Annotated in this window: 17 protein-coding genes and 1 tRNA gene; 3 read left to right on the top strand and 15 right to left on the bottom strand. The window is 70.6% G+C overall.

Going from position 1 to position 19,193, the window contains the following annotated elements:
* Positions 1 to 1,112: MFS transporter (locus ABT367_RS25035; RefSeq protein WP_352255332.1), on the bottom strand; the 1,112-nt coding region annotated here is incomplete at its 3' end.
* A 94-nt stretch (positions 1,113 to 1,206) separates the two neighbouring features.
* Between ABT367_RS25035 and ABT367_RS25030 the strand changes: the two genes are divergently transcribed.
* The gene (locus ABT367_RS25030; protein WP_352255331.1) at positions 1,207 to 2,085 is read left to right on the top strand and encodes a helix-turn-helix transcriptional regulator; all 879 of its coding nucleotides are present in this window, start codon (positions 1,207 to 1,209) and stop codon (positions 2,083 to 2,085) included.
* A gap of 71 nt (positions 2,086 to 2,156) precedes the next feature.
* Here the strand turns inward: ABT367_RS25030 and ABT367_RS25025 are convergent.
* The 7 genes from ABT367_RS25025 to ABT367_RS24995 form a co-directional block, all read right to left on the bottom strand.
* Positions 2,157 to 2,229: transfer RNA gene (locus ABT367_RS25025), tRNA-Ala, on the bottom strand.
* Positions 2,230 to 2,326: 97 nt separating this feature from the next.
* A complete protein-coding gene (locus ABT367_RS25020) occupies positions 2,327 to 2,995 on the bottom strand; it encodes a histidine phosphatase family protein (RefSeq protein ID WP_352255330.1) in 669 nt (222 codons plus the stop codon).
* The gene (gene rsfS / locus ABT367_RS25015; RefSeq protein ID WP_199551663.1) at positions 2,992 to 3,420 is read right to left on the bottom strand and encodes a ribosome silencing factor; all 429 of its coding nucleotides are present in this window, start codon (positions 3,418 to 3,420) and stop codon (positions 2,992 to 2,994) included. The genes ABT367_RS25020 and rsfS overlap by 4 nt, the downstream gene beginning before the upstream one ends.
* A 164-nt stretch (positions 3,421 to 3,584) precedes the next feature.
* Positions 3,585 to 5,339, bottom strand: coding sequence for an LCP family protein (locus ABT367_RS25010; RefSeq protein WP_352255329.1), 1,755 nt, complete (start codon positions 5,337 to 5,339; stop codon positions 3,585 to 3,587).
* A gap of 17 nt (positions 5,340 to 5,356) precedes the next feature.
* On the bottom strand, positions 5,357 to 5,998 hold the full coding sequence (gene nadD / locus ABT367_RS25005; RefSeq protein WP_352255328.1) for a nicotinate-nucleotide adenylyltransferase: 642 nt from the start codon (positions 5,996 to 5,998) through the stop codon (positions 5,357 to 5,359).
* A 115-nt stretch (positions 5,999 to 6,113) separates the two neighbouring features.
* On the bottom strand, positions 6,114 to 6,278 hold the full coding sequence (locus ABT367_RS25000; protein ID WP_187816708.1) for a hypothetical protein: 165 nt from the start codon (positions 6,276 to 6,278) through the stop codon (positions 6,114 to 6,116).
* A gap of 192 nt (positions 6,279 to 6,470) precedes the next feature.
* Positions 6,471 to 6,623 carry a hypothetical protein gene (locus ABT367_RS24995; protein WP_352255327.1) on the bottom strand — a complete coding sequence of 51 codons (153 nt, stop codon included), beginning with the start codon at positions 6,621 to 6,623 and terminating at the stop codon, positions 6,471 to 6,473.
* A gap of 171 nt (positions 6,624 to 6,794) precedes the next feature.
* Between ABT367_RS24995 and ABT367_RS24990 the strand changes: the two genes are divergently transcribed.
* Positions 6,795 to 7,931: a M48 family metallopeptidase gene (locus ABT367_RS24990; RefSeq protein ID WP_352255326.1), complete on the top strand. Its 1,137-nt coding sequence runs from the start codon at positions 6,795 to 6,797 to the stop codon at positions 7,929 to 7,931.
* Positions 7,932 to 7,935: 4 nt separating this feature from the next.
* Here ABT367_RS24990 and ABT367_RS24985 read toward each other — a convergent pair whose 3' ends face one another.
* The 5 genes from ABT367_RS24985 to proB all read right to left on the bottom strand — a co-directional run bounded on the left by ABT367_RS24985 (position 7,936) and on the right by proB (position 12,877).
* Entirely contained in the window at positions 7,936 to 9,021 is a 1,086-nt protein-coding gene (locus tag ABT367_RS24985) for a hypothetical protein (protein ID WP_352255325.1), read from the bottom strand.
* Positions 9,022 to 9,113: 92 nt separating this feature from the next.
* A complete protein-coding gene (locus ABT367_RS24980; RefSeq protein WP_352255324.1) occupies positions 9,114 to 9,722 on the bottom strand; it encodes a hypothetical protein in 609 nt (202 codons plus the stop codon).
* Positions 9,723 to 9,771: 49 nt separating this feature from the next.
* On the bottom strand, positions 9,772 to 11,064 hold the full coding sequence (locus tag ABT367_RS24975; RefSeq protein ID WP_352255323.1) for a glutamate-5-semialdehyde dehydrogenase: 1,293 nt from the start codon (positions 11,062 to 11,064) through the stop codon (positions 9,772 to 9,774).
* Between the two features lie 61 nt (positions 11,065 to 11,125).
* Complete coding sequence (locus tag ABT367_RS24970; protein ID WP_352255322.1) at positions 11,126 to 11,539, bottom strand: hypothetical protein; 414 nt, start codon at positions 11,537 to 11,539, stop codon at positions 11,126 to 11,128.
* A gap of 231 nt (positions 11,540 to 11,770) precedes the next feature.
* The gene (proB, locus tag ABT367_RS24965) at positions 11,771 to 12,877 is read right to left on the bottom strand and encodes a glutamate 5-kinase (RefSeq protein WP_352255321.1); all 1,107 of its coding nucleotides are present in this window, start codon (positions 12,875 to 12,877) and stop codon (positions 11,771 to 11,773) included.
* Positions 12,878 to 13,199: 322 nt separating this feature from the next.
* Here proB and ABT367_RS24960 point away from each other — a divergent pair, with 322 nt between their 5' ends.
* Positions 13,200 to 15,404: a hypothetical protein gene (locus ABT367_RS24960; protein WP_434975526.1), complete on the top strand. Its 2,205-nt coding sequence runs from the start codon at positions 13,200 to 13,202 to the stop codon at positions 15,402 to 15,404.
* A 126-nt stretch (positions 15,405 to 15,530) separates the two neighbouring features.
* On the opposite strand, the gene ABT367_RS24955 is transcribed toward ABT367_RS24960, so the two are convergent.
* Both ABT367_RS24955 and ABT367_RS24950 read right to left on the bottom strand, forming a co-directional pair.
* The gene (locus ABT367_RS24955; protein ID WP_434975527.1) at positions 15,531 to 16,760 is read right to left on the bottom strand and encodes a glycosyltransferase family 2 protein; all 1,230 of its coding nucleotides are present in this window, start codon (positions 16,758 to 16,760) and stop codon (positions 15,531 to 15,533) included.
* 236 nt (positions 16,761 to 16,996) lie between these two features.
* Positions 16,997 to 19,087, bottom strand: coding sequence for a hypothetical protein (locus tag ABT367_RS24950; protein ID WP_352255318.1), 2,091 nt, complete (start codon positions 19,085 to 19,087; stop codon positions 16,997 to 16,999).
* Positions 19,088 to 19,193: the final 106 nt, after the last annotated feature.

Here is a 19,193-nt window from a genome sequence, read left to right as displayed (position 1 = left end):
CGCAGCGCGAGCCCGAGCGCGAGCGTCCCGGCCGCGGTGAGCGCGAACCCGCCCGGAACCAGCGCCCGTTGGAGCGCCGCGGGCCACTTGCGCCAGGTGAGACCGATCACCCCGAAGAGCACCGCGCCGGGCGCGAAGGTGAGCCCCGTGCGCAGCGCGCTCTGCCCGAGCCCGCCCTGCAGATGCAGCGCGAGCACGAACATCAGGCCGGCGTTCCCCGCCATCACCAGGGCGATGCGCACCACCGCGAGCCCCATCCCGGGCACCCTCAGCACCTGCGGCGCGATCAGCGGGGCGCCGCCGCGACGGGCCAGCCTCTTCTCGTACGAGGCGAAGAGGGCGAGCAGCACGGCGCTCGCGGCGAGCGAGAGCCAGGCCCACAGCGGCCAGTCCTGCTCCTGCCCGAGCACCAGGGGCACGGTGAACAGCGATACGGCGCCGGCGAGCAGCAGCAGTCCGGGCAGGTCGAAGCCGCGCGTACGGGACGGGGGCCCGTCGGCGGGCAGCACGCGCGGGCCGAGCACCAACAGGGCGATCCCCACCGGCACGTTGACCAGGAACACCGGCCGCCACGTGGCGCCGAACAGGTCCGCGCTGACCAGCACACCGCCGAGCACCTGCCCGGCCGCGGCGCCGCCCGCAAGGACCGCCGCGTACACACCGAGGGCCCGCGCGCGTGCCTCACCGGCGAAGGTGCGCTGGATCAGGCTGAGCACCTGCGGGATCATCACGGCCGCGCCCGCGCCCTGCGCGAGCCGGAAGCCGATCAGCTGGCCGGTGCTCTGGGCGAGCCCGCAGGCCAGCGAGGCGGCCGTGAACAGGGCGAGCCCCGCCAGATACATCCGCCGGTGCCCGAACCGGTGCCCCAGCCGCGCGCCGGTGATCAGGAGCACCGCGTACGCGATCGTGTAACCGGCCACCACGAGCTGCAGCCCGGCGCCGCTCGCGCCGAGCTCGGTGCGGACCGTGGGGGCGGCGACGTTGACGATGAAGACATCGAGCAGGGCCATGAACTGGGCCGCGAGCACCACCGCGAGCAGCCGTCCGGGGCGGACGGCGGGGCGGTTGTCGGTCCCTGGCGGTTTACTGGGATGTGCAGTTGTCGTCGTCATGCCACCGAGCGTGACGGCGCGGCGGTACGGGTAACGAGAGCCCGCCGATACGGGTACTGACAGCACCTGGCAGGCCCGGCGAAGTGGCTCGACCATGGGGGACGTGACGACTTTGGCGACGGAACACAGGACGGGCCGCAGACGCCCGGAGCTGGCGGCCTTTCTGCGCAGCCGCCGTGCGCGGGTGACACCGGCCGACGTCGGCATGCCCGGAGGGCTGCGCCGCCGCACTCCCGGCCTGCGCCGCGAGGAGGTCGCGCAGCTCTCCGGGGTCGGTGTGACCTGGTACACGTGGCTGGAGCAGGGCCGTCCGATCAACGCATCGGGCCAGGTGCTCGACGCGGTCGCCCGCACCCTGCGCCTGGACCGCTCGGAGCGCGAGCACCTGTACCACCTGGCCGAGGTGCCGCTCGCGCCCGACGCGGAGGACCTCCCCGGCCTCCCCGACGTGGGCGCCGAGGTCCAGGGCATCCTCGACGCCCTCGATCCCCGCCCCGCGGTGGTCTACAACGCGCGGTACGACATGCTCGCGACGAACGCCGCGTACCGCGCTCTCTTCTTCGTCCCCGCGATGAACGCGACCGGGCGCCCCAATGTGCTCTGGGCGCTGTTCACGGTCGGCGACGAGGACTGCCCCGTGGTGTTCCGCGAGACCGAACTGCCGCTGATGGTGGCCCAGTTGCGCGGCGCGTACGGGCGGCATGTGGGCGAGCCGGTGTGGGAGTCGTTCATCGGCGACCTCTCGGCGGCGAGCCCGTTCTTCGCGCGGCTTTGGGCGAGCGGCGACGTGGTCACGCCGGGCCCGCGCGTGAAGACCTTCCGGCACCGGGCGGTGGGCGAGCTGCGCATGACGTCCGTCTCGCTCTCCATCAACGGCATGCCGGACTGCCGCATCGTGGCGTACTCGCCTGCGGACGAGGTGAGTACGCAGCGGCTGGCGACGGTCCGCGAGCAGTGCTGCCCGCCCGCGTAGGTCACCTGGTCTTCCGCCGGTCCCGCAAAGCAGAAATCCCGCCCTCTGACGAGGACGGGATTTCTGTGATGTGGAGCTAAGGAGAATTGAACTCCTGACCTCCTGCATGCCATGCAGGCGCTCTACCAACTGAGCTATAGCCCCTTGTGTTCTTCCCGCTCGGCGGGCGAACAAGAAGAACTTTAGCTGGTGACCAGCCGGAAAGTGAAATCCGCTCCCCAGGCCCTCTGACCAGCAACGCTCAGGTGTCGTCGCCGAACACCGGCTCCGGCAGGGTGCCCGCGTTGTGCTCGAGCAGACGCCAGCCGCGGGCGCCCTCGCCGAGCACCGACCAGCAGCAGTTGGAGAGACCGCCGAGGCCTTCCCAGAGATACGAGTCGAGGCCGAGCAGCCGGCCGATCGTGGTGCGGATCGTGCCCCCGTGACTGACCACCACGAGCGTGCCGCCGTCGGGCAGCTTGTCGGCATGGCGCAGCACCACGGGCGCGGCACGGTCGGCGACCTCGGTCTCCAGCTCGCCGCCGCCGCGGCGCACGGACTCGCCGCGCTTCCACGCGGCGTACTCCTCGCCGTACGTGGCCAGGATCTCCTCGTGCGTCAGCCCCTGCCAGGCGCCCGCGAAGGTCTCCCGCAGGGCCTCCTCGTACGTCACCTCGAGCCCGGTGAGCTTCGCCAGCTCACCGGCCGTGGCGGCGGCGCGGCTCAGGTCGGAGGCGACCATCGCGTCCGGCTTGAGCGAGGCGAGCAGCCGGGCGGCCCGGGTGGCCTGGGCGACGCCCTCGGCGGTGAGCTCGATGTCCGTGGTGCCCTGGAAACGGCGCTCCAGGTTCCAGGACGTCTGGCCGTGCCGCCACAGGATGATGCGCCGGCCGCGGCCGCCCGGGTTGTTGAGGACCGAGGGGACGGTCATCGCAGCTCCCCGGCCGCCTCTTCGGCGTCCGCGTGCTGGGCGCCCTTGCCGCGGGTGGCCTTGGCGTCCTCGGGCAGATCGAGCTCGGGGCAGTCCTTCCACAGGCGCTCGAGCGCGTAGTAGACCCGCTCCTCGCTGTGCTGGACGTGCACGACGATGTCGACGTAGTCGAGCAGGATCCAGCGCGCGTCGCGGTCGCCCTCGCGGCGTACCGGCTTCGCGCCGAGCTCCTTGCTGAGCTTCTCCTCGATCTCGTCGCAGATCGACTTGACCTGGCGGTCGTTGGGAGCCGAGGCCAGCAGGAAGGCGTCCGTGATCGACAGCACGTCGCTGACGTCGTAGGCGATGATGTCGTGCGCGAGCTTGTCGGCGGCCGCCTGGGCGGCCACGTGGATGAGCTCGATGGAACGGTCTGTCGCGGTCACTGCTTGGCTTTCCGTCGGCGGTCAGGGCTGTGTCTTCTCAAACCCGGAACCCGGGCGTGTTGCTTCCCCCAGGGTCTCACGGACCAGCGGCCTGGCCCCAGGCGATTACCCGCGCCCCATGGCCGGAGCAGGGCAGCGCCCGGGGGCGGCGCCCTTGGCGGGCCCTACTGGCCCTTGTAGTCCGCCCCCAGCACGACCCCGATATCCGCGTTCCCCGCGACCTTCCCCTTCTTGACCGCGCCCGCCGGCAGCCCCAGCGTCTTGGCCACCTCGGCCGCCTCGGCCTTGCGGGTGTCGTCGGCGTAGGTGATCTGCGAGGCCGAGCCCGGACTCGTGTTGCCGGTCAGGACCGTCCAGCCGCCGTTGACCAGGTCGACCCGGGCGCTCTCCAGGGCCTGCTTGTCGCCGGAGAGGTTGATGCGGACCGCGGCGTCCGGGTCGGGGCTCTTGACCGTGCCGCCGAGCAGCTTCTCGACCACGCTGTCCGTGGCCTGCTTGCTGAGCGTGCCGTCCTGCTGCACGGGCAGCACGGCGCTGTCGTAGTCGCCGCCCTTGGCCCGCTCGGAGAGCCGGGCGAGGAACGCGCCCAGGTCCTTCTCCGTGAGCGGCGGCTCGATGATCTGGCCGAGCATCTCGACGGTGGTGGTGGCCGCCTTCGGGTCCGTGGACAGCTTGCGCAGGGCTCCCTGGAGCACCGCGCCGAAGCGGGTCAGCTGCGCCGTCTCGCTCTCGCCGGGCGCCCGGTAGGTGGCGTACGCGACGGCCATCTGACCGCTGAGGGTCTGGTCCTCGCCCTTGGTGACCAGCGGGGCCTGGCCCTTCTTCTTGGCCTTGGGGTCCGGCACCGTCGCGTTGGTGTCGATGTCGATGTTGCCGACGCTGTCCACCAGGTTGCTCAGGAACGGGGTGTCCAGGCGCCAGCTGCCCTCGATCCGGGTGCCGAGCAGTCCGTCCACGGCCTCCCGCGTACCGCTGGAGCCGTCGTCGTCCACGGACTTGCCGAGCGTGGTGGCCTGGCCGTCCTCGTTCGTCACCGCGAGCGAGTTGGGCAGCAGCACCGTGGCGCCCCGCTCGGTGGTGGTGTTGTCCACCAGCAGCGCGGTCGAGGTGCTCTTGCCGTTGACGTCGTGCAGATGCACGACGATGACATCGCGCTTCTGCGGTCCGGTCGCGGCCGGATCGTCCTCGGCCGCGTTCGACAGGAACGGCAGCTTGCCCTCGTACCAGAGGTAGCCGACACCGCCGACGAGCGTCAGCGCGAGCACGACCACGAGCGCGACCATGCGGTTGCGGCCGCGGCGCTTGGCCTCCTCGCGGCGCTCGGTGCGCGACTCGGTGAACTTCAGCCAGTCGATGACGTCCTCGGACTCCTCATCGGGTTCCTCGATGAAGGAGAACTGCTCCGTGTGGAACTCGCGCTGAGGCGCCCGCTGCGGCTCTTCGGGCGTGTGCTGCTGCGGCACCCAGGCGGTCGGCTCCTCGACGCGCGTGTACTGCCCGGTGTCACCGACCGGGGCGAACTGTCCGGTGTCACCGACGGCCGCGAACTGTCCCGTGTCCGAGGGGACCCGCGGCTGCTGACCGGTCCCGGCGCTCTGCCCATAGGGGTCGTACGGGGCACCCTGGTCGTTTCCGTACGAGGCGCCGGATCCGTAAGTCTCCGTACCGTACGAGGAGTTGTCCGGATACGAGCCGTCCGCGCCGTATTGGCCGCCGTACGTGTCGTAGCCGTATCCCTGCTGCTGCGGGACCGAACCGCCGTACTGGTCGTAGCCGCTCTGCGGAGGCTGCGGGGGCGTGACGGGCTGATAGACCGGCTGGCCGTACTCGTCGTAGCCGACGATCTCGTACTGCTGACCCGCGTGCTGCTGACCGGCGTGCTGCCGGCCCGCATAAGGGTCGTACTGTCGGTCGTTCACCGGGTGCCCCTCTTAGCTCATTCGCCGCGGTAGAGCTCGCGCTTGTCGATGTATCGCACCACGCCGTCCGGCACCAGATACCAGACGGGATCCCCCTTGGCGACCCGATCACGGCAATCCGTCGAGGAGATGGCCAGTGCGGGGACCTCCACGAAGGAGACGGAGCCATCCGGAAGGCCGGGGTCCGCCAGGGTATGCCCTGGACGGGTGACCCCGATGAAGTGGGCAAGCGAGAAAGTCTCCTCGGCGTCCTGCCAAGTGAGGATCTGGCTCAGTGCGTCGGCGCCGGTGATGAAGAAGAGATCCGTCCCGGGATTGAGCTCCCGCAGATCACGCAGTGTGTCCTTGGTGTACGTGGGACCACCGCGGTCGATATCGATGCGGCTCACGGAAAACTGCGGGTTCTCGGCCGTGGCGATGACCGTCATCAGATAGCGGTCCTCGGCCGGCGAGACGTGCTTGTGGCTCTTCTGCCACGGCTCCCCGGTCGGCACGAACACGACCTCGTCCAGCTGGAACCGTGCGGCCACCTCGCTGGCGGCCACCAAGTGCCCGTGGTGGATCGGGTCGAAGGTGCCGCCCATGACGCCGAGACGGCGCTTGCCGCCGCCGTGTGCACCACGGCGGGCGGGGCCGGTAGGCCTGTCCTGCTCTCCCATGCGAGCAGACCCTACCGGCCCGTGCGAGCGGACCCTCCCCCGAGCTCTCGGCTGCGTTCGCGCGGAGGGCACCTCCACCGCGCCGGGGCACGCCGCGGGCGGGCCCCGGTGAAGCTCAGCGGTCGCGGTTGAAGCGCGTGGTGATCCAGAGCAGAAGCAGCAGCACGAACAGCGCGCCGCCGCCCGTCAGGTAGGCGTTGAGGCTCTCGTGCTCGCCGCCGTGCTCGCCGCCCTCGGCGGCGAGGGTGGCCAGCTGGGCTGCGGTGGCGGTAAGGCTCATTCTCGACAGGACCAATCCGGGTGGGAACGGGGGTTGAGACTTCGCGCACATCGTACGGGGGCGCCTCGGCGGCGATCACGCCGACTCAGGCGTACGGGGTCATACGGGTGCGGGGAGCCGCTCTCTCGCAGGTGCGGGGAGCCGCTCTCCCGCAGGTGCGGGGCGGCGCCGCCATACGGGGCGGGGCGCCGCTCAGTCGCGGTCGTCGCGTCCGTAGCCGCGCAGCAGGAACCAGGCGACGAGGACCGCACCGACGAGCGAGACCGCGAGCACGATCCGCATGGTGTTGCCGGGGCCCTGTTCGGCGGCGTGTGCGGTGGCGAGCAGCGAGTTCACGGGGTCCATTGCCTGCATTGCTCCTTAACGGGTGATACGCCACCCAAGCTATCCCCCGGCCCCGAAGGCTCCGCGTCCGGGTCGGGTGCGCGATGGAACCCTGCCCGTAGGCTTGACGTTCCTAAGGGGGGCGAGAGAACTCGCAACGTGCGCGTCGCGCGCGGAACTTATGGGGGCCGGATGCCTGAGAGCACGGACAACGGAAAACACGACGGCAACGAGAACCACGAGAACCTGCCGGGCCGCAACCGCCGGCGCTTCCCCGGGATCTCCTCCCGGACGTACGAACACCCGGCGGACCGCTCGGCCCTGGTGGCCCTGCGCAAGCTGAGCGGGTTCGACACCGTCTTCAAGGCGCTGAGCGCGCTGCTGCCCGAGCGCAGCCTCAGGCTGCTGTTCCTGTCGGACTCGGTGCGGGTGAGCGACGCCCAGTTCGCGCATCTCAACGTCATGCTGCGCGACGCCTGTTACATCCTGGACCTGGAGAAGGTCCCGCCGATGTACGTCACGCAGAACCCCGTGCCGAATGCGATGTGTATCGGTCTCGACGAGCCGATCATCGTGGTCACCACCGGTCTGGTGGAGCTGCTCGACGAGGAGGAGATGCGGGCGGTCGTCGGGCACGAGGTGGGCCACGCGCTGTCGGGCCACGCGGTGTACCGCACGATCCTGCTGTTCCTGACCAATCTCGCGCTCAAGGTCGCCTGGATCCCGCTCGGCAATGTCGCGATCATGGCGATCGTGACGGCGCTGCGCGAGTGGTTCCGCAAGTCGGAGCTGTCCGCGGACCGCGCGGGCCTCCTGGTCGGCCAGGACCTCAAGGCCTCGATGCGCGGTCTGATGAAGATCGCGGGCGGCAACCACCTGCACGAGATGAACGTGGACGCGTTCCTGGAGCAGGCCGAGGAGTACGAGGCGGGCGGCGATCTGCGCGACTCCGTACTGAAGATCATGAACGTGCTGCCGCGCACCCACCCCTTCACCACCGTGCGCGCAGCCGAGCTGAAGAAGTGGGCCGAGTCCCGCGACTACCAGCGGATCATGGACGGCCACTACCCGCGGCGCGACGAGGACAAGGACACCTCGGTCTCCGACTCCTTCCGCCAGTCGGCCTCCACGTATGCGAGCGATGTGCGCAACTCCAAGGACCCGCTGATGAAGCTGGTCGCGGATATCGCGGGCGGCGCGGGCGATCTGGGCGGCAGGGTCCGCAGGGGCTTCGGCGGCTTCGGGAACTCGCGTCCCGCGGACGGCCCGGAGCGCCCTGAGCAGGACGGCGACGGCGGCACCGGCAGTGGCACCGACGCCGGCAAGTAGCCCCTCAGGTACGCGGCGGTGAGGGCTGTGCGGACGCGGCGAGCGCTCCGCACAGCGCCGTCGGCCCGCTGGTCGCATACGGGTCGGTGCCCGCCGGGCCGCCGGACTTGGCGCTCTGCCCGGCGAGCAGCGGCCGCAGCCGGTCCGCCGAGTCGGCTCCGCAGGAGAGCGGACCGGCCTGCAGATACGAGACGGTCAACTCCGCCTGTCCGACGCGCAGGTTGTCCTTGTCGAAGCGGAAGTGCAGCTCGCGCCGGACGGTGAACAGGGAGGCGCGGGGGTCGTCCCCTGCGACCGGGCGCAGGGCGTAGACGAAGGTGTGGTTCGAGGTCACCTCGAGGGTGTCCGAGCCGGTCTCGGTGGCCTTGAGCGTCCCGTGCACCCGCACCTCGTCGGCCGCCAGCGTGACCTTGGCCGGATCGAAGCGCACCAGCCAGCCGCTGGGCGCGTGCCGTCCGTCGGCCGCGGGCCGGTCGAAACCGGTGTCGAACTGGTGGAGCTGGTCCGGGTCGATGAGCCGGCGCACGGGCCGTATCTCCTCGCCCGTGAGGACCGCCGGGTCGAGCGAGGAGGCCACGAGATAGTTCCGCGCCACGTCGAGTGCCGACCTGACCTGGTCGGCGGAGAAGTGGGCGGTGCGGTACACGGCGGGGAACGGCATGCCCGCGGCGCCCGCCCCGAACTCGGCGGCCGGGCTGTGCTCGAAGAGGTCCTCGGCGGTCTTCGCCCCGGGCACGGTCCCCTGCGGCACCAGCGGGATCACGGTCATCCGCAGCGGATCGGCGGGCCGGGACACGGGTTCGGAGTAGGGCTGGCGTACGCCCATGTAGATCGCCACGGCGAACGCCATCGCGATCAGGACGACCATCACCAGCGCCTGGACCGAAAGCCGCCGGTGCGCCGCGGCATGCGCGGCGACACGTTTGCGCACCGCGGGTGCGTGGTCGGTGATCCGCTCCTGCGCGGAGTACTCCTCAAGGCGCGCAGCGCGAATGAACGACTCGTCGAAGACTACGGAACGGAACTCTTCCTCGCTCCCACCGGGAACGCCCTCGGGTGTGCCCTCAGGTGGGTCTCCAGGCCCGGCCATACTTTCAGAGTAGGTTTCCCGGGCCTCAGGTAAACGCCCTGGTACGCGTCAACTTTCCGTGAGGGATGCGGTGTTGGCGCACGGACACCCCCTCAGGGCGTAACCGGATTGGCCGACACCGCCGGAGCCTCGTAGTCCGCGGACGCCGAGGGCTCCACGCCGGTCGTGGCGGGCGGCGGGGTGCGGTCCTGGCGGCCGGGCGAGGAAGCGCCCCGGTAGACCGCGCTGAACGCGAGCGCCACCATGCCGATGCCCATCAGGAGCGCCAGCAGCCAGGCCACGGGCCGGTGCCAGCGGGAGTGCCCCTTGCGTGCGAGGCCGTCCTCCACCAAGTCCGGCTCGTATCCGGCCAGTTGGGGCTCGTCATGGCGGTACGAGGTCTCGTCACCGTAGCGGCTGCGGCGGGCACGCGTCTCGTACCCGTCGTAGAACTCGTCCCCGTCGTCCTCGGCCCCCGCACCTCTGGCCCGCGCCCGGTGCGCCTCGGCCTCTGCGCGCGCCTGGGCGGCGGCGAGCAGCCGCTCCACCGCCGTCGGCTCATGGAACTGCGCGCCCCGTACGAAATCCTCGTCGAAGACCACGGAGGCGAACTCTTCGTCCGCACCCCCGTGGTCGTGGTCGTCGTCGGGCTCCCAGCCGTCCGGAAACGGCATGCCCCCCACGTCCTCCGGCACGGATCCAGAGTAGACCTGGGGGGTCAATTTGGGCAGACGGTAAGGAAATTCAACCAGTTCCCCACCGTGAGCCGAGTCAGCCCCGGATGTGCCCGTCGCCCGTCACGATGTACTTCGTCGACGTCAGCTCCGGCAGCCCCATCGGTCCGCGGGCGTGCAACTTCTGCGTGGAGATGCCGATTTCGGCGCCGAAGCCGAACTGGCCGCCGTCGGTGAACCGCGTCGAGGCGTTCACGGCGACCGTCGTGGAGTCCACGAGCTGGGTGAAGCGGCGGGCGGCCTGCTGCGAGGTGGTGACGATGGCCTCGGTGTGCCCGGAGGTCCACAGCCGGATGTGCTCGACGGCCTTGTCGAGCGAGTCGACGACGGCGGCCGCGATGTCGTACGAGAGGTACTCGGTCTCCCAGTCCTCGGCCGTCGCGGGCACCACGGTGGCCTTGGACCCGTCGGCGTAGCCGAGGATCCGCTCATCGGCGTGCACGGTCACACCGGCCTCGGCGAGCGCGTCCAGGGCGCGCGGGACGAAGGCCTCCGCGATGTCCTGGTGGACGAGGAGGGTCTCGGCGGCGTTGCAGACGCTGGGGCGCTGGGCCTTGGAGTTGATCAGGATCTCGACGGCCATGTCGAGGTCGGCCTGGGCGTCCACGTACACATGGCAGTTGCCGGTGCCGGTCTCGATCACCGGGACGGTGGACTGCTCGACGACGGTCTTGATCAGCGAGGCGCCGCCACGCGGGATGAGCACGTCGACCAGGCCGCGCGCCCGCATCAACTCCTGTACGGAATCGCGGGATTCACCCGGTACGAGCTGAACGGCGTCGGCCGGCAGGCCCGCTCCGCCGACGGCGTCGCGAAGGACCCGGACGAGGGCGGTGTTGGAGGCGTACGCGGAGGACGAGCCGCGCAGCAGTACCGCGTTGCCGGACTTGAGGCACAGGGCGGCGGCGTCGACGGTCACGTTGGGCCGGGCCTCGTAGATGATGCCGACGACGCCGAGCGGGACGCGGACCTGGCGCAGGTCGATCCCGTTGGGCAGCGTGGAGCCGCGCACGACCTCGCCTACCGGGTCGGGCAGGGCCACGACGTCGCGGACGTCGGAGGCGATGGCGCGGACCCGCTCGGGGGTCAGCGTGAGCCGGTCGATGATCGACTCGCTGGTGCCGGCCGCGCGGGCCTTGGCGATGTCCTCGGCATTGGCCTCGACGACGTCCTTCGTACGGACTTCGAGGGCGTCCGCGACGGCGAGCAGCGCATCGTCCTTGACGGCCCGCGGCAGCGGCGCGATCTCGGCGGCCGCGGCACGGGCGCGGTAGGCGGCCTGGACGACCGGCGAGAGGTTGTCATACGGGGCGGAAAGCGGCGAGGTCATGCCTCGCAGGGTAATGCGCCGCAGTCATCCGTCCGCGCCGTATCCCAGTCCCCGAGACGGCTCAAAACGGGTGTACACCGACAGGGGTGGCCGGGGCGGGGCCGTAGCCCTCCGCGACGCGCTGGTGGTACGTGTCCCGGTCGATGACCTCGAGGCCCACGATCTCCCAGGGCGGCAGCTGCGCGCTCTGACGGTGCTCTCCCCACAGGCGCAGGGCGACGGCGGCGGCATCGTGCAGGTCGCGGGCCTCTTCCCAGTAGCGGATCTCGGCATGGTCCGCGGCATAGCGACTGGTCAGCAGAAAGGGATGGTCGTGGGCGAGCTGCTCGAGGGCACGCCGGATGTCCGCGAGCGGGGCGTCGGGCCCGGAGACGCTCAGCGTGACATGCCAGAGACGAGGCTGGTCCTCGGGCTGCTGGTGCTGCTCCCCCAAGCTCTCTCCGGCCACGACACTGGTCAGTGCCACTCGTCTCACCGGACGGCCTCCTGTCAAGTGTCTGTGGTGCGAACCGCTCGCAACAAAGTTGACCAGGCAATCGCATGCCGCGTGACGGTTTTGCGGAAGGTCCCTCACTCAGGGCATCCGATTTCGGCCGGTTCGAGTCACCGTTCGTACACCGGCGCCGCCGGCGTGCGGTCCAGCTGTGCGGCGGCTGCGCGGTCAGCCGTGCGGCCGCTGTGTTGTCAGCCGCGCGGCCGCTGTGCGTCAGCCGTGCAGCAGCACCAGATCGTCGCGGTGCACGACCTCGCGCTCGTACGCGGGACCGAGCTCCTTGGCCAGCTCGCGGGTGGAGCGGCCGAGCAGCTGGGGGATCTCCTTGGCGTCGAAGTTCACCAGACCCCGGGCGACCGCGCGCCCCTCGGTGTCCTTGAGCTCGACCGGGTCGCCCGCGGAGAACTCGCCCTCGACGTCCTTGATCCCGGCGGGCAGCAGCGAGGTGCGCCGCTCGGTGACCGCGCGGACCGCACCGTCGTCCAGGATCAGCGAGCCCTGCGGGGTCGAGGCGTGCTGCAGCCACAGCAGCCGGTCGGCGCTGCGCCTTCCGGTGCGGTGGAAGAGGGTCCCGGTGTCGCGTCCGGCCAGGGCGTCCGCGGCGTGCACGGCGGAGGTGAGGACGACGGGGATGCCCGCGGCGGCGGCGATCCGGGCGGCCTCGACCTTGGTGACCATGCCGCCGGTGCCGACCCCTGCCTTGCCCGCGCTGCCGATCTGCACGTGCGCGATGTCCTCGGGGCCGCGCACCTCCTCGATCCGCGAGGTGCCCGGCTTGCTGGGGTCGCCGTCGTACAGCCCGTCCACATCCGACAGGAGGACGAGCAGATCCGCGCGTACGAGATGGGCGACCAGGGCCGCGAGCCGGTCGTTGTCGCCGAAGCGGATCTCGTCGGTGGCGATGGTGTCGTTCTCGTTGACGATCGGCAGCGCGCCCATCGTGAGCAGCTGGTCGAGGGTGCGCGAGGCGTTGCGGTGGTGGGCGCGGCGGGCCATGTCGTCGCTGGTGAGCAGCACCTGTCCGGCCCGTACGCCATAGCGCGCGAAGGATGCGGTGTAGCGGGCCATCAGGAGTCCCTGGCCGACGCTTGCCGCGGCCTGCTGGCGGGCCAGATCGCGCGGGCGGCGGCGCAGGCCCAGCGGGGCGAGCCCCGCGGCGATGGCGCCCGAGGAGACCAGGACGATCTCCTTCTCTCCGCCGCTGCGGACCTTGGCGAGGACGTCCACGAGCGCGTCGACGCGGTCCGCGTCCAGGCCCCCGGAGGCCGTGGTGAGCGACGAGGAGCCGACCTTGACCACGATCCGGTGCGCCTGAGCCACTCGCTGCCTCGCGCCTGCCGATCCTGCTGCGCCCACTGCGTACGACCCCATCGTGTTGACCTGCTTGCCTTCCGCAATCTACGCGAGCCGACCGCGGGACCGCCTGCGGATTCCGGGGGGTGAGACTCCTGCCGGGTCTCCGCAGGTTGCGGCGGTGACCCTCACAGAACGGGTGTAACTGACGACCGGGATTCCGGTTGCAGGCTTCTCACACCCCCTTCACAGGTGTGTCATGACCAAAGGATGTCCATTCCATAGCGTGAAGGTGACAGTCCTGCCATAACCCGGACCCTCAACCGGCGTTGACCAGCTGCCCGACCCCATGCCGACCCCCCACTCCTGTCGGTGCGGATCTTCGAGCTGCACTGGAGTTCACTTGCGTTCACTCACCCCCCTCAAGAAGGTCGTCAGACTGGCCGCGCTCGCCGTTGTGGCGGCATCGCTCGCGGCTCAGGTCATAGGCGCCCTGCTCCCCGACGTCCCGCTGCTGATCGCGGCGGCGGCCACCGGCCTCGCGGCCGAGGCCGTGCTGCACACCTGGCAGAAGGACGTGCTCTATGCCGTGGCCAGGACCCATGCGAACGTCACGGTTCGCCAGGTGCTGCGCGACTTCCTGCTCGTCGCCGGCCTGCTCAGCATGGATCTGCAGCGTCCCGAGGCCCTCTATCTGCCGCTCCTGTTCGGCCTGCTCGCCTTCTACGGTCTGCACTTCGCCGCCCAGGCCGCCTCGATCCTGGTCCGCCGCAGCCGCACCCTCCCGGTGCTCACCCGCAACATCGACACCTCGGGGCTGCGCCTGACCGCGGCTCCGCCCTCGCTCCTGCTGCGCCGGCCCGGCACGCGGCTGCTGCTTTTCGGTCTCCCGGCGACGGCCGGTCTGATGACCGCGGCGGCCGACGGCTCTCCCGAGTTCGCCGCCTGGGGCGTCTCCCTTTCCGTCGGCATCGCGGCCGTCGGCCTCGGAGAGCTCCTCGTACGCCTGCTCCGGCGCAAGCGGCCCGCGGGCGGCGACGAGGTCCTCGAATGGTTCGAGAACTGGCTGGCGGAGTACCGGCCCACGGTCGGCATGTACTTCTCGGGCGGCAGCTCGTCCGCGTACCAGGCGAACATGTGGCTCGAGCCGCTGGCCGCCCTCGAGGGCCGGCCGCTGATCGTGCTGCGCGAGCGCTTCATGATGCAGAAGATCGGGGCCACGGACATCCCGATCGTGTGCCTGCCCAAGGTCGCCGACCTGATGCGGCTCGAGCACTCGACCCTCAAGGTCCTGATCCACCCGGCGAATTCCGGCAAGACCTCCCAGATCCTGCGCATCCCGACCATCAAGCACGCGTTCGTCAACCACGGCGAGAGCGACAAGCTGTCCTCGTGCAACCCCTACGCGAAGGCGTACGACGAGGTGTGGGTGGCCGGCCCCGCGGCGCGGGAGCGCTACGCCCTCGCCGACGTGGGCGTCGACGACCGCGACGTGGTCGAGATCGGCCGCCCGCAGCTGGACGCCATCAAGCCCTACGCCGGGCCGCCCGCAGGGACGCACACCACGGTCCTGTACGCGCCCACCTGGGAGGGCTGGGACGGCAACCCGGGCAACACCTCGGTGGTGCTCGCCGGCGAGAACATCGTCCGCGCGCTGCTCGCCGACCCGGGGGTGCGGCTGCTCTACAAGCCCCATCCGCTGACCGGCTCGGTCGACCCCCGGGCGCGTAAGGCGAACGAGCGCATCCAGGCGCTGATCCGCGAAGCCAACCAGTCGCGGCGTGGTTCGCGCGCCGTCGCCGCCGCATCCTCGGACGAACTGGCGCTGCGGACACAGGAGTTGGCGGCGGCCGGCACCGACGCCCCGCGGAGCGACTCCGACGCGATGGAGCGCATGATGCTGCAGGGGGCTCCCGAGCCCGGGCGCGCGGCAGCCGTCTCCGTGGCCGAGGAGGCCTGGCACGCCGCGTACTGGGCTTCGCTGCCCGCGGGCGAGCACCAGATCATCACCGACGCGCGGCCCACGCTGTACGCCTGCTTCGACATCACGGACGTCCTGGTCAGCGATGTGTCCAGCGTGGTCTCCGACTACCTGTCGAGCGGCAAGCCCTACGCCGTGGCCAATACGTCGGGACTGGACGAGGCTTCGTTCCGCACGGCGTTCCCGACGGTACGGGCGGCCGCGATCCTGGCCCCGGACGGTACGGGCGTCGCCGAGCTCCTGGAGTCCGTGCGCCACCCCGAGAAGGACAAACTCGCGGCCGAACGCGCCGAGTTGAAGGCCCACCTGCTCGGCCCCTCGGACCCGCCGTCCGCGGTCCGCTTCAACGCGGCGGCCCAGGCCCTGTGCGCCAAGGCCGACGCGCACCGCGCCCGGATGGCCCGGCGCACGATGGACGCGATTCCCCTGCAGCGCAACGGCACACAGGAGCAGCTCCCCGCACGGACCGCCCCTGCGGCAGCGCAAGCCGTACCTGCGGCGGAGGTCGGGCTCGCGGCAGCGGAAGCGGGCCCCGTGGCGAAGGAGCAGCGGATGGAGAGTCTGGCCGACTGATGCCGGCCTCTTCGCCTGCGGCTCGCCGGCCGTGATGCCGCACGGCCCCGGCTCGCGTTCGAGCCGGGGCCGTGCGCGGTTCGGAGCCTGTGCCCTATGTGGTGGAGAGCCCGCGCCCTGCGCGGTTCAGGCCGCCAGCTGCTTGGGTGCCTCGTCCATGGGCGGGGCCGCCGGCGGCACCGCCGGGACGGCCACCGAGCGCGCGGGCCGGCGGATGGTCCGGCGCAGCACGGCTCCGGCCCGGCGGCGCAGCCCCAGTACGAGACGGGCGCGGCCGCTCATGGGCCACTGGATCCGGTCGGCGGACACCATTTCCTTCGTCGTCACGGCGTAGACGCTGTCGGGGATGCCGGCGTCGCGGTCGCGGAAGTACGGGTAGCCCAGATACGTCCGTCCGTCGCTGCCGCCGTACACCTGCGGGGTCTTCTTGTCCCGCAGGAACGCGAGCAGACCGTCCAGGAGGTCCTCGCGCCCACGGGCGACGAAGTGCAGCCGGAGCCGCTCGTGGACCTTCATCCGGCGCGCGACACCGGTGGACCAGTACGCGTCCATCAGCGGCTTGGCCAGCTCGAACTTGTGCCGGCGCACCTTCTCGCTCTGCTTCAGGAATCCCGGCCCGAACTGCGGGAGGAGCGTGATCAGGAAGGGGCGGATCATGAGCGAGTCGCGCTTCGAACCCGCGGGCACGTTCTCCTCGATCAGCTTCATCAGGGCGCGCGCCGAGTCGAAGCGCAGGGTGTAGCTGCCGCTCTTCGTCACGTGCACACCGTCGTCGCGTCCCACGAGGTGGTAGCAGACGTAGTCGGCGACGACCGAGACGCCGTCGGCGCGGAGGTAGGCCTCCAGCGTGAACAGCGCGTCCTCACCGGTCTTCAGGGACTCGTCGAAGCACATGCCGTGGCGGACGAGCAGCTCGCGCCGGAAGAGCTTCTGCGCGCTCAGCGTGAACTTGATGTTCGAGGAGAAGACGTCCGTGCGGTCGAGGGACTTGCCCCACATCGACTGGGGAGCACCGCGGTTGACGCCCACGACCTTGCCGAGCACCACATCGGTCCGGTTGCGGTCGCCCATGGCGACCATGCGCTCCAGCGCCTCGGGGCCGAAATAGTCGTCGGCGTCCAGGAAGAAGACGTACCGGCCGCGGGCCTGGGCGAGGCCCACGTTGCGCGGACCGCTCGGGCCGCCGGAGTTCTCCTGGTGGATGACCCGGGTCGGAATCGGGGAACGCTCCGCGAACGCGTCGAGGTACTCGCCGGTTCCATCGGTCGATCCGTCGTTGACCGCGACGATCTCGATGCGGTCCGCGCTCAGCGTCTGCGCCTCGACGGACTTCAGGCACTCCACCAAGTAGGGCATCGCCTGATATGCGCCAATGACGACGGTGACGTCCGGAGTCGACACAGAGGTCCCCCTATTCACTGAACTTACGGTCGCCTAGCTAGACCTCCTTCGGACCCCGCGCGTTGTACTGACCTCCGCACTTTTCCAGTGATCCACACCACAGCAGGTGTCCGGCGCCGCAGCACAAAGGCGTGCCAGGCGGCCTTTCGGCTGCCTGACACGCCTTGGCGTCAACCCGGCTGGGGCCTTCGTCAGGCCGGTACCTGACCGCCCTGGTCCAGCGTTCCGGTCTGCTGCCGGGGGATGGCCGCCAGTTCGAGCGAGGCGGCCGCCTGCCGTTCGTTACGGGCCCGCGAGCCGGCCGCGAGGGCGTCGACCGCGGCGTTGAAGCGGTCGATGGAGGGCACGTCGTCCGGGCCGAGCAGGTACTGCCGCAGATCACGGCGCGCCTCGGTCTGCGGATCCGCGTCCGCGTCCCGTACGGCCTCGAGGAGCTCGCCGAGCCGGTCCGCCTTGTTGTCGAGGATCACGGCGGCGCGGACAGCGGTGTTGCGGCGCTTGAACTCCTCGGCGCCGAGCTCCGCGGAGTCGGTCACCGCGTACGGCTTGCCGCTGGCGATGAAGTCGGAGACCACGCTGGAGATGTCGGAGACCATGGCGTCGGCCTCGTTGAAGCAGTCGTACAGACGCGGCTCGGCGCCGGTGACGATCTTGTGCTCCCAGACCGGGAAGGAGCGCCAGTACGCGGCGTTCCACTCCTCCTTGAGGCGGCGGATGTCGGCTTCGCCCTGCGGGTCGGACACGGCGTCACGGGAGGAGACGGCCTCGTCGCCCTCGCCGTCGGACGCGGTGCCGAGCGAGGCCAGGCGCGCCTCGATACGGGCGAGCTCGGCGCGGGCGCTCTGCACCGCGGCCGTGTCGGTGACCCACTTGGGGTCCGCGGCGCGGGCTGCGGCAGCCTTCTCGATCATCGCGGAGATCCGTGCGTGCGCCGCCGCCGCCTTGCGGCTGCGGGTGCCGGTGAACGGGTGCGGCTTGTAGACCACGCGTACCGGCGGCTCGGCCGTGAGCAGGCCGCGCACGATGTTCTCGCCGGCGAGAATCAGGGAGGTGTTGCCCGGGTTGTCGTCCCAGCCCTCCCAGGTCGGGGCGTAGAGCACGGTCGGGCAGTCCCCGTCGAAGTCCGGCTGCCAGGCGCCCTCGGCGGTCCGGATCGGCGCCAGCTGCGGGCGGCCCACCTCGACGATGTCCTGGTCGAGCACACCGACGTCGGCGATCGCATAGCGGTCGCGGCCGGCCCGGCCGGCCGTCCACACCTCGTCGTACACCTTGCTGTACGGGTTGACGCTGGCGATCTTGTCGCTGTCGCCGTGGCCGATGAACACGTGCTTCATCGTCGGTACGCGCAGCAGGTGGATGTTCTTGCCGACGTTCGCCGCGTACAGAGCGACCCGCACGGTGGACAGGTCGAGGTTCATCAGGTGCACGCCGCCCGGCACGCAGACCACCGGCACGGAGGTCGGCGCGAGATTCCGCAGGATGACCTGCTCCCGGAGGATGATCATCGGCCGCGTCCGGAGGTTCTCCATGGTCTCGAGCCACATGTTGACCTGGTACGCGGACTCCTTGGAGCCGGAGAAGTACAGCACGGTCTCCGGCTGGTACTCCCGCAGCCATTCGTCGACTCCGGCGAGCACGACCTCGGCGCGCGGCGGCGTCTTCGACCCCCGCAGGTACGGCACCAGGACGGCCGTGTACGCGAAGGCGAGCACGAAGGTGACGGCCGTACCGATCACCCCGTACACCAGAGATCCGGTCTTCGCCGAGACGAGCAGGCCGATGAAGGCGGCGAGGTCGAGGTGGAGCACCTTGCGCGCGGAGGAGCTCAGCAGCCACTCGGGCGGGGCGTCGGGGATCGGGATCCGCGCGAGGTCCACGTTCCGCGTGACGACGGGCAGCCTGCGGCGCGCGCGGATGAGGGTGACCAGCGCTCCGTGCGCGGCCTGGAAGGAGTAGAAGAACAGGAAGCAGGCGATGGCCAGGTAGACCGGCCCGTCGCCCAGATCCATCCTGGTGAGGAGCAGCACGAGCGTGAGCTCGCGCAGCAGGAACCGGATCGAGAGCCCCGCACGCACCTTGGCGAGACGGTTGATGAGATAGCTGTCCCGCTCGTGGAGGTAGTGGTCCGTCACATAAGTGACCGCGGCGACGACCGCGAACCCCTCGAGGCTGGGCACCAGCGCGAACACGACCAGCAGGGCATGGCCGAGTCCCATCAGGGCGGCGGCGATCAGCTCGGCGAAGCTGCCCACCCGGGCTAGGCGGATGGCAGTGGAAATCACGGAACGTACTCCTGTGGGGCTACTCATGTGACTCGTGAACGGGGCCTGCTGCTGCTTGTCGCGGTGGGGCACGGGCACGGCCCTTGAAGGCCGCCAATGCGCTTCA

This window comes from Streptomyces mesophilus, assembly GCF_040300965.1.
GTDB lineage: Bacteria > Actinomycetota > Actinomycetes > Streptomycetales > Streptomycetaceae > Streptomyces > Streptomyces mesophilus_A.
This window is presented reverse-complemented; position numbering and strand designations above follow the sequence as displayed.

Coding starts and splice junctions, on each gene's coding strand:
- ABT367_RS24960 (WP_434975526.1), top strand. CDS start 13,200: ATGCCGACCCCCCACTCCTGTCGGTGCGGATCTTCGAGCTGCACTGGA.
- ABT367_RS24990 (WP_352255326.1), top strand. CDS start 6,795: ATGCCTGAGAGCACGGACAACGGAAAACACGACGGCAACGAGAACCAC.
- nadD (WP_352255328.1), bottom strand. CDS start 5,998: ATGGGAGAGCAGGACAGGCCTACCGGCCCCGCCCGCCGTGGTGCACAC.
- ABT367_RS25030 (WP_352255331.1), top strand. CDS start 1,207: ATGGGGGACGTGACGACTTTGGCGACGGAACACAGGACGGGCCGCAGA.
- ABT367_RS24985 (WP_352255325.1), bottom strand. CDS start 9,021: ATGGCCGGGCCTGGAGACCCACCTGAGGGCACACCCGAGGGCGTTCCC.
- ABT367_RS24955 (WP_434975527.1), bottom strand. CDS start 16,760: ATGCCCTACTTGGTGGAGTGCCTGAAGTCCGTCGAGGCGCAGACGCTG.
- ABT367_RS24995 (WP_352255327.1), bottom strand. CDS start 6,623: ATGGACCCCGTGAACTCGCTGCTCGCCACCGCACACGCCGCCGAACAG.
- ABT367_RS25020 (WP_352255330.1), bottom strand. CDS start 2,995: ATGACCGTCCCCTCGGTCCTCAACAACCCGGGCGGCCGCGGCCGGCGC.
- ABT367_RS24975 (WP_352255323.1), bottom strand. CDS start 11,064: ATGACCTCGCCGCTTTCCGCCCCGTATGACAACCTCTCGCCGGTCGTC.
- ABT367_RS25000 (WP_187816708.1), bottom strand. CDS start 6,278: ATGAGCCTTACCGCCACCGCAGCCCAGCTGGCCACCCTCGCCGCCGAG.